Genomic DNA, 12,651 nt, shown 5'->3' with positions numbered 1-12,651 from the left:
CTGGGGCCGACCTGGTTTCGACGTGGGTTGCAAAGCAGTGGAGGGCATACCGAGGACCCGTCACCTCGTTAATCAATGGGAATGCAATAACTGCTAACGACGAACGTTACGCACTGGCAGCCTAAGGGCCGCCGTCCTCGCACTGGCTCGCTGACGGGCTAGGGTCGCAAGACCAGCGAGGTCATTTACGTCAGATAAGCTTTAGGTGAGTCACGGGCCTAGAGACGAAAACTTAGTGAATCGCCGTCGTAGAGCGTGTTCGTCCGCGATGCGGCGGTTAAATCAAATGACAGAACTAAGTATGTAGAACTCTCTGTGGAGGGCTTGCGGACGCGGGTTCGATTCCCGCCGGCTCCACCAGCTTTTCAAAGCAAAAATCCGCGACAGTGCAAGCTGTCGCGGGTTTTTTCTTGGCGTGCTCTAAGCACACGAAGATGTTCTAAAACAGGTAACTGACGTACTGAGCTGAACAACTCACTACGTAGACCTAGTCATAGCCCATCACAAACGTGACTGAGGTATTCGCAGTACCCGGCACGACCGTGGCCGCGGTCTGCTGATATGGCCTGCATCGGTATGTTGAAGTTGCCACCCAGCTTGTCGTACGCGCTGAACTGGAGCGGCGTCTTCACCGCAACAGGGTTGCCCGCGTTATCCAGCAGCTGCAACCCCACGCCCTTGGCTGTCGAGCCAGCATCAAGTGCAACAACCGCGCGCGTGGCATCCACTATGCCGGTGTTGGGGTTCAACTGATACGAATAGATTTAAAACATTTGCCCTCACGATATTTCGCTTATCTGCGGCAAATCCATATCGATTAGATATAAAAATTGAACCCGACGGAATCCTGCATCAATTCGTATTCCTGATTTGTTTGCGTCAGCCGATTGACGTACTGATATCGGTACTCTTCCTCAATGATTCTTTCAGGTTGTATCCCTTCGGATTGATTTAGCGCCCTACCGCACGGGCGTGATCGCGTGGCGCACCTAAGCGTCGCCGCTGCGCAGATTCGACAAGGAGCGGCGGTGGAAGGTGACTTCGACGGTGAGGATGTCGCGCCCGCCGGTAATCAGCGGCAGCGCAGCGTCTGCCTCTGATAATTCCGCCCGGCTTCGGCGGGGCGCAGGGCGTAGGGCGCTTGGCATTGACCGCTCTTCCACTTCACCGACAAGGTGCCCTGCTCCTGATTGAGCAGCACAAATGCGCTGCCGTTCGGATCGGCGATGCCGAGGTGGCGGCCGGTTTGTGCGTCTTCCACGCTGGCGCCAAAGGGAACGGGCTTGCCGTCGGCCTGCTGGAGTGCAAACTGGGCGCGCTGCCCGCTGTAGCCCTTGAAAGTGGCCTGCACGATGGCGCCGCGGCGCGGCACCACCTGCATCACAGTGTCTTCCAGTTCGACATCCGCGCCAAGGTTATGGGTCTCCGGGCTCAGTGCATTCAGCCGATACGGCTGCGCGTACGTGACCACGGCGTAGCCGTTGCGGCCGACCGAGGTGCCAACATTGGTCTTGACGTCCACGCCTTTGAGCCCTTCAAGCTTCATCAGCGCGAAGGTATCGCCAACGGTACGGCTCAAGTTGACGCCACCGCGATGGACCACCACGGAACCCGTGGCGCCAACACTGGCCGATTGATAGTCGCGGGCGACGTTCACGTTGGCGTTGAGCTGGCCGACGTCGGTATCGCGGGTGAGGCTTGCCCCGCCCGTCGCGCCGCGGCCCCCGCCGGTGTAACCGGCCTGCATGGCGTACGACGTGTTCTCGTTGATGAAACCGCTCAGGCCGCTTTGAACGTTGGTGCCGCTATTGCTGGTGTTGCTGACGTTGGTATAGGCACGCGCAGACCGAAGCTTGGCACCCAGCGGGATGGACATTGTCAGCATGACTTGCGTGCTGCTGCCGCTTCCGCCAAAGCGCGTGTCCTTAGTTTGGCTGAGGCTCAGGTTGTAGCTCAACTGCTTCCAGTTGTTGCCGTATCCAACGCTAACGCTGCGGCTCGAGCCCGGCTGATTCCAAAAGGTCTGCTGGCTGAGGTTGAGGTAGACGCTGCCGTATCGGCGATCGACGCCACCCAGGTCCTGGCTGGTCGTCAGGTCGATGCGTGAGCGGCTACGGCCGCCCTGGAAGCCCGAGGCGTTGAACCAGTCGTTGCTTGGGTTGTTGCTGAGATCGTTGACGTGATCATTGAAGGTACGGTAGCCCGACGTGGAATACCGATAGGCAGCCAACGTGAAGTTGGTATTGGTGCTCGTGAACGTCTTGGCGTACAGAATCCGCACACTCTGGCCGGTGTCGCGCTTGCCACGCACGCGGCTGCTCGATTGCGTGACATCAACGGACAGCGCGCCGATGGGCGTGTTGGTACCAACGCCCACGTTCAAGGCCTGGAAGTCTTTCGACACTTGCAGGCCGCCCGCCACCGTGCTGTTGTCGGTCAGGCCATAGACGAGCGAGCCGCTGACCAGATTAGGCGCGGGGCCCTGGTCGCCATCGTACTTGCCGCCCGCAAAGCTGTACTTCAGGCGCCCATTGCGCAGCATCAGCGGCAGGCTTGAAAACGCCTGATGCGTGACGCGCTTGCTACCGTCAGCTTCAATAACGGTGATCTCCAGATCGCCATTGGAGCCGGACGGGAAGATGTCGGTCAGCTGGAACGGGCCAGGCGGCACGTTGGCCCGATAGAGCACATAGCCGCTCTGGCGCACCTCGACCACCGCGTTGGTGGTTGCTTGACCGCGCACTACCGGCGCATAGCCGCGCTCGCTGTCGGGCAGCATGGCATCGTCAGAAGTGACTTGCACCCCGCGAAACCGCACGCTATCAAACAGCGTTGCGTCAGAATACTGCTCGCCGAATGTCAGCTGGCCCTTGATGGCATCGACGTCGCGCTGCACGAGCGTGCGGTTGCTCTTAAATCGCGTCTGGCCGCTGTTGCTGCCGGTGAGCGTGGACTCGTTTCGCAGGCGCCAGCGCCCGATATTCACGCCGTTCTGCAGGCCAATGAAGTAACTGCTGCTGTCAGTGCCGATGTGGCTATGACCGTAGTTGCCGCTGAACTGGTAGTTGACGTAACCGGCAGTGACCCCTTCGTCCCACAGCGCAGGGTCTACATAGCCGCGCGCCGCGCGGGAAAGAAAGGCTTGCGGAATGCTCAGGTTGAGCTGGAGCCTGCCAGCGTCGAAATCGACCGATGCTTGATCCAGCAGGTGCGGCAGATCAAGGCAGGCTTGGCTGTTGACATCCAGCGGCGGGTTGATCGCGCTCAGGTTGACACCGAAGTCCTGAAGCATCTTCGCCGTCAGGCACGGGCGCAGCTTGGCCTTGTCGGTGTCTTGGTAGAAATCGATGTCGCGACGCCCGACCAGATTACCGTTGACCTCCACCTCCACCCGATAGTTTCCGGGCGGCACGCTGCTGCCCGAACTCAGTACGGCGCTCAGGTCCGCTGGCCGTCCTTGGCCGTTCAGGAAACTCGTATTGAATGCGAGGAGCGTTGGATCCACCTGTGCGACGAGCGTCTCCCCTTCGGTGGCGCGCGCGCTGTTCATCATCGCAAGACACACGGCCAGGTAGAGCGGCGTTGTGCTCGGGCGTACAAGAGCCGCTTTCCCAACGGCCTTTCTGGAGAACGCTTTGGTCGTCTGGCAGGTAGACATTGCAATGCTCGCTTCTGGCTTTGTGAATCGGAGGGCTGTCACATAGGCAAGCTCCGCTACGGTGGGTGCGGGCTAAGCCAGCCCAGGCGGGCTGGCGCCATCGAACTGGCTTGCTGCCGGCTCGATCAATTGCCGGTGGAGACCGGCGTGCTCGGCTGACTGCTGTGCAAGGTGACGCGGTAACTTTGGCGGCCGCCGTAGTCGTTGATCACGTCGTAGCGAAGCTCGGGTGCGCCGGCACCGGCGGCCGGCAGCTTGACGGGCACAGCAACCGTCGAGTTAGGCGCAATCATCTTCGCGTCGATGACGGGCTCCTCTGCACTGCCGACATGCACCTTGGCATCCACCACGGTCACGTGGTACAGGCTCGGGTTGCTCAAACGCAGCATGGCCTTGCCGCCATCCTGGTTGAGCTGCCATTGCAGGCTCCCGGGGGCCTTCTGTGGATCCGCGCTCAGACCGGTCGGCCGATAGAACACCTTGATTCGCTGGCGCACGGCCAGTTGCAATACGTTGTCGTTGTGGGCTGTCTGCGGAACTTCTTGTACGTTCAACCAGAAGGCCGACTCACGATCTGCCGGCATACCCACGCCTTCGTAAAGCACGCGTAGCAATTGCTGCTGCTTTGCTGCCAGCTTCGCCAGCGGCGGTGTAATGGCAAACGGCAGTTGACCGTGCGCACCTTCATCCAGGGGGTCGAGCCACGCCTGGATCAGTGCATCGCCACCATCGTTGTTGACGGTTACGGACGTCTCCTTGTTCTTGCCGTCAAAGATGAGCCGCGTGGTGCTAAGGGAAATGCTGGCGTGACTCGCGGACGCAGCCAACGCGCACGCCAACGCCGCGCCAGCGGCGCATCGTTTTGCTTTCATATCCGGAATTGCCTGTGAAGAAATAGGCGGCAGCGGGGTAATGACCGCTGCCGATTGAAGCCAGCCGCATTGGCTGGCGCTTGGCTTATGCTTACTCGTAGGTGAGCGTGAACGGCAGGCTGGCGTTGGCAATACCCGGCTTGATCTTGGCCGCGTCTGCGGCCACATAGGCGGCGGAGAACCGGACGTTGACTGCCCCGCCGGTCGCCGGCACCGTGGTCTGTGCCAGCAGATCGCCGTTGCTCAGGTCGAACGCGTTTGCACCTGCGCCCGTACCTTCGTACACAGCAATGCCCACACCTTGTGCGAAACCTGCAGCGGTGTTGCCGCTATTCACGCGCAGCGTCTTCTTGTCGGCGCTCAGGTCGGCCGCCTTACCGGCGAACTTCATGCTGACCTTGGCGCCCGTCTTGCACACCACGTCAATGTTGGCCGAGCCAGAACCGCTGGTCAGAAGCTTCGGTGCAGCAACCGTGCCGATGTCGTCCGCAGCGATCTTGCCCATGTTCACGTTGATGGTGCCTGCATCGCCGGTGAGCGAAGACACCTTGCAGGTGTCGCTCAGGATCGTGCCTTGGAAATTGATAACGCCATCCACCGACGCAGGCGCTGCTTGCGCCATTGCGGCGAAAGAAAGAGCAGACACGGCGACGCCAGCCAGGAACAGTTTTGCTTTCATTGACTTACCCTTAGATTGAATCCGCAGCACGAACGTGCGGGATTTGGTCGAGAACAAATGCCTATCGAAGAAGGCAGGCGCAAGTATTCCAAGCGTGGCGGCTGCGCCATATCAGACTGTTCTGAAAAAGCGGAGGGATTCTTGCGTTCTGCTCGCACGCCTCCGCTTTAGGCATTGGGGCGCGCGGAGACATTCTCGTCACGAACGAGGCGACTCGCTAGGCATGCGGCAGAACCCGGAAATCGTTGCAGCACAAGGCTCCGTGCCGCCTCAGGCAAGGCGTACACGGCATATGTGGGGGGATACGGAACCGGAGCGACGTTCGCTCCGTTGACAAATTCAGGTAGTGGCGCTGTCCGTCGGGTGCAGCGATTGGAGTTCCGCCAGGAGCGCATGCGCGTCTGCCGTGATGCCCCCCGACGCCTTCGAAAGATGCCGCTCCAATTCGCTTGCCACTTGGCGCGTTCGCAGGTCGTCCACAACGGCAGCGGCACCGGATATCCGATGTGCCGCGCGACGTGCCTGCTCGATATTCCGATCTGCGAGACCCTGCGCGAGCATTTCAAGATCGGTTTTCATGGTCTCTCGATAGATCGCCAGCACGTCCACCGTCGATTCCGTCTCGCGCTCTGCCTGCACCGTACGGGAGCCGGAATCACCATGGCCGCACCAAAGCGCGATCAGTTCCCGTAAGGCGGCAAGGCGCAGCGGCTTGCTAAGGACGCCGTCCATGCCGCTGTCGAAACACCGGACGCGGTGCGTGTCGCCTGTCACAGCCGAGATGGCCACAATGGGCGTGCGCTCGCCTCCGCGCTGATGTTCGATGTTTCGCATGCGCTGCGCGACGGTATATCCATCAATCCCCGGCAGATTGCAGTCGAGCAGCACCATGTCAAACGCTGCTGACGCAAACTGTTCGAGCGCGGCCTCACCGGTGCCGGCGATTGCAGACCGGCAGCCCAGTGCCTCAAGCTGATGCTGGATCGCGTGTTGCACAGCCTCGTGGTCATCGACCACCAGGACCAGCGGGCCCTCCTCCGATTCCGGCGACGGCGCCTTTCCCGCCCGAGGAGGCGATATCGCGTGAGGCGCAGACGCCCCCGCTGCTTCCGCAGCCTTTGGCAACGCCATCGCTGCGCGCGCCTCCCGTGCCGGCAACATGACAGTGAAAACTGTGCCGACCTCGGGGCTGCTGCTGACGGTGATCACGCCTCCCATCAACTCCACGAGTTCGTGGCAGATCGACAAGCCCAGCCCGGTTCCGCTGGCACCGCGATTGCCCGGGCTTTCCACGCGTGCATACGGTTCGAAAATATTCCGCTGGCGCTCCGGAGGAATGCCCATGCCCGTGTCTCTGACCTCGAGTACGAGCGTTCCGGCGGCGCGTCGCTTTGCGGGCAGATAGTCGACGCGCAGCACGATCTTGCCGACCGTGGTGAATTTGATCGCGTTCACCAACAGGTTCAAAACGATCTGCCGCACGCGCATGGCATCGATGTCCACGCTGAAATCCGGCGCGCAGGCAAGATCGAGCGACAACGCCAGCTTCTTCTCATCGGAGCGCCAGCGGACCATGTCCAGAGCCTGCTCGGCCCAGGGCCCGATCGCCGTAGGCTGAGGCGCGAGTGTCACGCTGCGGGATTCGAGACGCGAGTATTCAAGGACATCGTCAAGCAGCGCCAAGAGCGTTTCCGACGCCGAGACAGCGGCATCCGCGCGACTGGCTTGCTGGCCCGTCAATTGCGAGCGCTGCAGCAGTTCCAGCGAAGCCAGGATCGTGTGCATTGGCGTGCGGATTTCGTGGCTGATGAATGCGAGGAACATCGCCTTTTCACGCTCACTGCGAACGGCGGCCACACGCGCACGCCATAGCACATAGGCCAACACCGCAAACGCCAGAACAACGGCCGCAACGAGAGCGACCTGGCGCCAGCGGTAATGCAGGATCGACGCCAACGACGGCGCGCCGTAGTCGGTCGTTTCCTGCCAACGCTGCCGGATAGCATCGGCCTCCGACGCCGAAATGGCGGTCAGCGATTTATCGAGAATCGACGCGAGCACGGGGTTGTCACCGCGAGTGACCATCGTCAACGCATAGGGCCGGTCCCAGAGGCTGCCCGAAAGGAACAGTTGGCCCTTGAACTGCCGGTGCAGTTGCGGAACGATCGAAGCGTCCGTCCCGAGTGCGGCGTCGGCATCGCCGTCAACAACCGCCTGCAACGCGTCGGACTCGTTTTGAAACGTTACCAACTTCACTGGGACGGAGCTGCGGCGGATGGCCAGTTCAAGACCACCGCCGCCCTTGATCGCAAGCCGCTTGCCGGACAGTTGCGAGAAACTGGCGAACAGGTTTTCCTGTTCCGCCGTAACGATTGCGATTGTCCCGACGTAGTAGGGCGTGCTCGCGATGTAACCGTCCCGGTAGGGTGCCACGGCTTCGTCCTTGCTCCAGTCGGGGAGCATGTCCACCTGCCCGAGCTTCAGTGCAGCCAGCGAGCCGTTCCAGCACGCACCGTCCACATATTCGAAACGCAGCCCACTCACATGGGCAACCGCATCGAGGAACGATGGAACCATGCCGGCCACCTTGCCGGCTTTGACAAACTCGAACGGACGCCAATGCGCATCCACGCAGGTGCGCACGATCGGATGCGCGGCGATCCAGGCATCCTCTTCGGGTGTGAATAGCGAAGTCGGGGCCGCATCGCTGCCGCCGGACATCAAGCCGAGCCAGAAGCCTAAGATCAGCGCGCGGACCGCCGCGGCTACATTGCTCACATCTCCCCCCGTCGCCATATCGGAATCGATTGCCTCGGCGCGTCGGGTTCGAGATGTTGCTGATCGCGCCAGTTCAGAAGCTTAATTCAGTCACGAGCCGGATGGCCGGAAACGACCTGAAGGCTGTGTCGAACGGTCAACGAACGCATGGATGCGATTCGACTGGCGATGGATCTGCCGCGCGTCGCCCGAGGAAGCGCGCAGACGCTCAAGACCGACACGCACGACGCCGCGCCAAGGCTACCGCAGCGGCGGCCAGTGAGAGCCCGAGGATCGGGTCCACCGCACCAGCACCCCCCACCCCTGTGCTGCCCGTGGCCGCACCCGCCGCCGCATCGGCTTCCGGATTCGTGCCGCCGCCTGCCGTCTGCGTGTTGAGCGCGAGGTCGACCAGCACCGGATCGTGATCCGAAGAGCGGTACGCGTCCGGCGCGTAGAACGTCTGCTGCTGTTCGGCGCTTTTGTAGGCGAACGAGTATTCCAGCGCAATCGGCTCATCGGCGTTGATGTGCCACTCGTGCACGGCGCGCACACGTTCGGCCAGGCCCGGAGTGGCCAGCGCATGGTCGATGTAGCCGGCTTCGCCGCCATAGACGTAGCTGTACGCATCCTTGCCGATGAACTTCGCCACCATGTCGGCGTAGCCTTTGTCGGCGAACAGCACGATGGGGTCTTCCTTGGCATAGCTGTTGAGGTCGCCGATAAGGAGCTTGCCGATGTCCGCCACGCCGGTCGGCGAGGTCGCCAGCCAGTCGGCGATCAGGCCGGCAGCGCGGACGCGGGTGGGGTTCCAGCAGCTTTGGCCATCGCCTTGGTCGGCGTCCTTGCCGGTCGCGCCGGAGCAGCCCTTCGACTTCAGATGATTCACGACGACGGTGAAGTTCTGCGTGCCGCCGATGCGTCGGAAGCTGCGCGCGAGCGGCTGGCGGTTCTTGTCGTCGATGGCAAGCGTGGCCGGCGTGCCGACGGGCTCCACTGTGCGGCCGTTGTAGATGATTGCCACCGTGATTGCATCGCCGCCGAGCTTCGGTATGCCCGGGTCGACATAGCGCCAGTCGGCGCCAAGCTGGGTCGTCAGGCGGCGGATGGCGCTGAGCTCGCCGTAGCCCTCGTTCTCGATTTCCATCAGGCCGACCACGTCGGCATTGAGGTCGCGGATGGCGGCGACGATCTTGGCTTCCTGGCGCTCGAACTCGGCCTGTGTCTTGGCACCTCGATTGGCTGGATCATCAAAGCCAGCCCCTTTGCCGTCTCCGTTGAAGTAGTTCAGCACGTTGAACGAAGCGACGCGCACATCGGCCTGGGCGTGGCGCGCAGGGGCACCCGCACGCGGGTTCGCAGCAGCATTGAAAGCCGGCGCGGCCGCACCCGGGACAGGCTGCAGGCGCCAGGCGTTGTAGCGCATTTCAAGCACGCCCTGCACACCGCTCACGGTATAGCCGGCGCGCACTGGATTTGCCGCCGACAGGCCCGGCGCCGGGTAACGCACGCTGGCGGGATTCTGCTGATTGGAGCCATCGTCAAGCACGATGCGGTTCAGCGCATTGGCCGATGCCTGGGCCGCCGCGCCAGTTGCGGGCCGTGCCACGTTTGTCGGCAATGGCAGGCGCCCGTTGCTAAGCAGCAGACTGCCGTAGCGTCCAAGTTCGTACGTCTCGCTTACCGTGAGGGTCTGCGGCAGGCGCAGGAGCATCCCTTCATACGCCGACCACGCCCTCGCATCGGCCACGGGCAATGTCACGTCGATCGGCGTCACGCTGTTGCCGCCGGCGCAGCTTGCGATGCCGTTGGTGGCCAGCGTCAACTGCGTCTGGCCATACTTCTCCTCCACCTTGCCGACGAGGTGGACAAGGTCTCCCGCACGGGCCGTGACGCCGGGCGCGTGGACGAACAGTCCTTCCGATACGCCGGGCAGTCTGCGGCGCTGCGCGTCGGGCTGTTGCACGAAGAAGCCGTTGAAACCGCTGGTGCCGCTGTAGTCGGCGGTCACCACGGCTTCGATCTCGACGTTCTGACCGGCCAGCGGCGAGGTCGGGCCGGCGCCCTGCACATCCGCAAGGTGCGTTGCCGGCGCCCCGCACACGGCAGCGGCAGCCGCAGGCGGTGGCGTGACGGCGCCCTGCCCGTTGTACAACCCAAGGTCGGAAAAGTCGTCGACGTTGAACGCGTCCCATTGCAGGGACGGATCGAACGCAGCCGTCGCTGCCGTATCGCCCTGCTTCAGCGAGCCCTTGCGGCGCAGCGTGTGGTCTTTCGTGCCGGCGCTGGATGTCCCCCAGAAGCCGGATGGGGGTTGAAAGCCGATCTGGCCGATGCGGTCGACAACCACACCGGAACGCGTGAGCGTCAGCGCATCGTCGCCATTGAAGGAGAACGCCGCGGTCTGGTTGACGCGGCTACCGAGCACGCCGGCCAGCGTGCTGTGCGCCATCACGTGGACTGAGCCCGGCGCCAGCTTGCCCGAAAGCGCAAACGATGCGGTGGGCGTGCTGGCGCCATTGTTGTACTGCTCGATCTTGTAGACCGACAGATCGGCTTCGGCGCTATCTGGGTTATAGATTTCGATGGCTTTGTTGTTCGAGCTGCCCTCTACGTACTCGCTGATAAGAAGCTCGGCATGAACAGGCGACGCCGTGAGCAGCACGGCGGAAAGAAGGAAATGCAGGCGCATGGGGAACAAGGGGGATCGGGGGGAATGATTTCGGCATACCTTCAACAACGCCGATGACGCACGCATGGCGCGCGGCCGTCAAACGTTCAGCATTCTGTAAGCCGGGCCCTCCGGGGTGCCTGCTCTCACCAAAAAATGAAAAACCCGCGACGCTTTCGCAGTCACGGGTAGCTGGCGCAACGGATCGCTGTCTTAACCGCCGATCGTCACATTGAAGACGAGACCGTCCGGTCTCACCAGGTAGTAACCACCGTCTACGCCGACCCAGTGATAGCCGCGCGGCGCCTGAGCAGTCAACCGACCAATACAGAATTGCGGAATTTTGTGAATTTCTGTACCTGTTGGGCCATCGAGAGCGGGTGCTAGCCTGCAAGCTCCTCACCTTTGCCGCCGATTGCGCATCCGCCATGCCCACCCTCACCAACCTGCTCACTTTCGCCCTGGTCGCGCTCGGCATGGTGCTGACGCCGGGCCCGAACATGATCTACCTGATCTCGCGTTCGATCTGCCAAGGGCGCAACGCGGGGCTGGTGTCGCTGGCGGGCATCGCTACAGGCTTCGTCTTCTACATGCTGTGCGCCGCTTTCGGCATCACCGCCTTGCTGATGGCCGTGCCGTTTGCCTACGACGCGCTGCGCTTTGGCGGCGCGATCTATCTTCTGTACCTCGCTTGGCAAGCGGTGAGGCCGGGCGGCCGGGCGCCGTTCCAGGTGCGTGAACTACCGGTGGACAGCCCGCGCAAGCTCTACACGATGGGCTTGCTGACCAGCCTGCTCAACCCAAAAGTGGCGGTGCTGTATCTGTCGCTGCTGCCGCAGTTCATCGAGCCGGCGCACGGCAGCGTGCTGGTGCAATCGGTCTGCCTGGGGCTTACGCAGATCTGCGTGAGCTTGACCGTCAATTCGATGATCGCGGCCACGGCCGGCAGCATCGCTGCATTCCTCTCGCGCAAGCCGAGCTGGCTATCGGTTCAGCGCTACCTGATGGGCACCGTGCTGACCAGCCTGGCGCTGCGCATGGCGATGGAAGCGCGCAAGTAGCCACGCAGTCGATAAAAGTATTTGCCGCCAAATGAAAATGGGGCGATCCGGCCAAACCGGATCGCCCCGCTTTCTTTGAACGCGCTACCAGATCAGCGGCGGCGCATGTAGAACGTGAACACCTTGTCGTGCTCGCTGTGCTCCAGCAGCTCGTTGCCGGTTTGCTTGGCGAACGCCTGGAAGTCCCGCGTGGCGCCGGGGTCGGTGGCAAGAATCTTGAGCACGTCGCCGCTTTGCATGTCGGCAAGCGCCTTCTTCGTGCGCAGGATGGGCAGCGGGCAATTCAGGCCGCGCGCGTCGATTTCCTTTTGAAACTCCATGTCTTCCTCAGTGGTACGGGCCAGCGGCGCAGTGCCGCTCGCGTCAGTCATTCCGGGATTGTAACGAGCCGGGTGGGTTGCCACTGGCGCGGCGGCGGCTCGGCCGGTTCGCCGGTGCGGATGTCGATGTAGTTGACGGGCAGCCCGCGCGCGGTCAGAAAATCGGCGACGGCATAACCGGTGCCGGCCGTCCAGGGGCGGACTTTCTCGAACGGCTTCAGGCGGTATTCAACCAACTCTTCCGACAGCGCGATCTCGCCATCGGCCACCACGTGGTACGCAATGATCAGTTCATTCTTGCGGATGAACTCATACACACCGATCAGCGAGATCGAGCGAGCGTCGAGGTTCGTCTCTTCCTTCAGTTCGCGCGCGATGCCCTCTTCGGGTGTCTCGTCGCGTTCGAGAAAACCCGTGACGAGCGCGAACATGCCCTCAGGCCACAGCGCATTGCGCGCGAGAAACATGTGCCCGCGATATTCGACAACCGCCGCCAGGACCGGCAGCGGATTGTTCCAGTGGACGAAGCCGCAGTCCGGCACCGGACACGCGATGCGCAGGCGGCCGGCGTTGTGCTGCTCGACGAGCGGCGTAGCGCATTGGGGGCAGAAGCGGTAGTCGAAGCTCATGGCA

Annotated in this window: 9 protein-coding genes and 1 other RNA gene; 2 read left to right on the top strand and 8 right to left on the bottom strand. The window is 62.4% G+C overall.

The genetic code is table 11. The annotated features are described in order from the left end of the window. The first annotated feature begins 2 nt into the window (after positions 1-2). Positions 3-360: a transfer-messenger RNA gene (gene ssrA / locus N5B55_RS03780) on the top strand. A gap of 131 nt (positions 361-491) precedes the next feature. Here ssrA and N5B55_RS03775 read toward each other — a convergent pair. From N5B55_RS03775 to N5B55_RS03750, 6 genes are all read right to left on the bottom strand, one after another. Continuing rightward, the gene (locus N5B55_RS03775; protein WP_304539193.1) at positions 492-749 is read right to left on the bottom strand and encodes a hypothetical protein; all 258 of its coding nucleotides are present in this window, start codon (positions 747-749) and stop codon (positions 492-494) included. A gap of 323 nt (positions 750-1,072) precedes the next feature. Beyond that, a complete protein-coding gene (locus tag N5B55_RS03770; RefSeq protein ID WP_304539192.1) occupies positions 1,073-3,658 on the bottom strand; it encodes a fimbria/pilus outer membrane usher protein in 2,586 nt (861 codons plus the stop codon). 125 nt (positions 3,659-3,783) lie between these two features. Next, positions 3,784-4,530 carry a fimbrial biogenesis chaperone gene (locus N5B55_RS03765; protein ID WP_065857214.1) on the bottom strand — a complete coding sequence of 249 codons (747 nt, stop codon included), beginning with the start codon at positions 4,528-4,530 and terminating at the stop codon, positions 3,784-3,786. 91 nt (positions 4,531-4,621) lie between these two features. After that, positions 4,622-5,266 carry a fimbrial protein gene (locus tag N5B55_RS03760; protein ID WP_287277258.1) on the bottom strand — a complete coding sequence of 215 codons (645 nt, stop codon included), beginning with the start codon at positions 5,264-5,266 and terminating at the stop codon, positions 4,622-4,624. A gap of 282 nt (positions 5,267-5,548) precedes the next feature. Further along, entirely contained in the window at positions 5,549-8,005 is a 2,457-nt protein-coding gene (locus N5B55_RS03755) for an ATP-binding protein (protein WP_304539191.1), read from the bottom strand. A 190-nt stretch (positions 8,006-8,195) separates the two neighbouring features. Next, positions 8,196-10,658, bottom strand: coding sequence for an ExeM/NucH family extracellular endonuclease (locus N5B55_RS03750; RefSeq protein ID WP_304539190.1), 2,463 nt, complete (start codon positions 10,656-10,658; stop codon positions 8,196-8,198). A 407-nt stretch (positions 10,659-11,065) separates the two neighbouring features. On the opposite strand from N5B55_RS03750, the gene N5B55_RS03745 reads away from it, so the two are divergent. After that, positions 11,066-11,698: a LysE family translocator gene (locus N5B55_RS03745; RefSeq protein WP_009277329.1), complete on the top strand. Its 633-nt coding sequence runs from the start codon at positions 11,066-11,068 to the stop codon at positions 11,696-11,698. 92 nt (positions 11,699-11,790) lie between these two features. On the opposite strand, the gene N5B55_RS03740 is transcribed toward N5B55_RS03745, so the two are convergent. Together N5B55_RS03740 and N5B55_RS03735 are read right to left on the bottom strand one after the other, a co-directional pair. Further along, positions 11,791-12,018, bottom strand: coding sequence for a sulfurtransferase TusA family protein (locus N5B55_RS03740; RefSeq protein ID WP_004629370.1), 228 nt, complete (start codon positions 12,016-12,018; stop codon positions 11,791-11,793). A 47-nt stretch (positions 12,019-12,065) separates the two neighbouring features. Further along, positions 12,066-12,647: an NUDIX hydrolase gene (locus N5B55_RS03735; protein ID WP_304539189.1), complete on the bottom strand. Its 582-nt coding sequence runs from the start codon at positions 12,645-12,647 to the stop codon at positions 12,066-12,068. Between the last annotated feature and the right edge of the window lie 4 nt (positions 12,648-12,651).

The sequence above is a fragment of the Ralstonia pickettii genome (genome assembly GCF_030582395.1).
Lineage (GTDB): Bacteria > Pseudomonadota > Gammaproteobacteria > Burkholderiales > Burkholderiaceae > Ralstonia > Ralstonia pickettii_D.
The sequence above is the reverse complement of the archived record's forward strand: the minus strand, read 5'-3'. Positions and strand labels throughout refer to the sequence as shown.

Bases quoted from the DNA above. Each gene is read 5' to 3' on its own strand.
- N5B55_RS03770 (WP_304539192.1), bottom strand. From the start codon at position 3,658: ATGTCTACCTGCCAGACGACCAAAGCGTTCTCCAGAAAGGCCGTTGGG.
- N5B55_RS03765 (WP_065857214.1), bottom strand. From the start codon at position 4,530: ATGAAAGCAAAACGATGCGCCGCTGGCGCGGCGTTGGCGTGCGCGTTG.
- N5B55_RS03755 (WP_304539191.1), bottom strand. From the start codon at position 8,005: ATGGCGACGGGGGGAGATGTGAGCAATGTAGCCGCGGCGGTCCGCGCG.
- N5B55_RS03750 (WP_304539190.1), bottom strand. From the start codon at position 10,658: ATGCGCCTGCATTTCCTTCTTTCCGCCGTGCTGCTCACGGCGTCGCCT.
- N5B55_RS03745 (WP_009277329.1), top strand. From the start codon at position 11,066: ATGCCCACCCTCACCAACCTGCTCACTTTCGCCCTGGTCGCGCTCGGC.
- N5B55_RS03740 (WP_004629370.1), bottom strand. From the start codon at position 12,018: ATGGAGTTTCAAAAGGAAATCGACGCGCGCGGCCTGAATTGCCCGCTG.
- N5B55_RS03735 (WP_304539189.1), bottom strand. From the start codon at position 12,647: ATGAGCTTCGACTACCGCTTCTGCCCCCAATGCGCTACGCCGCTCGTC.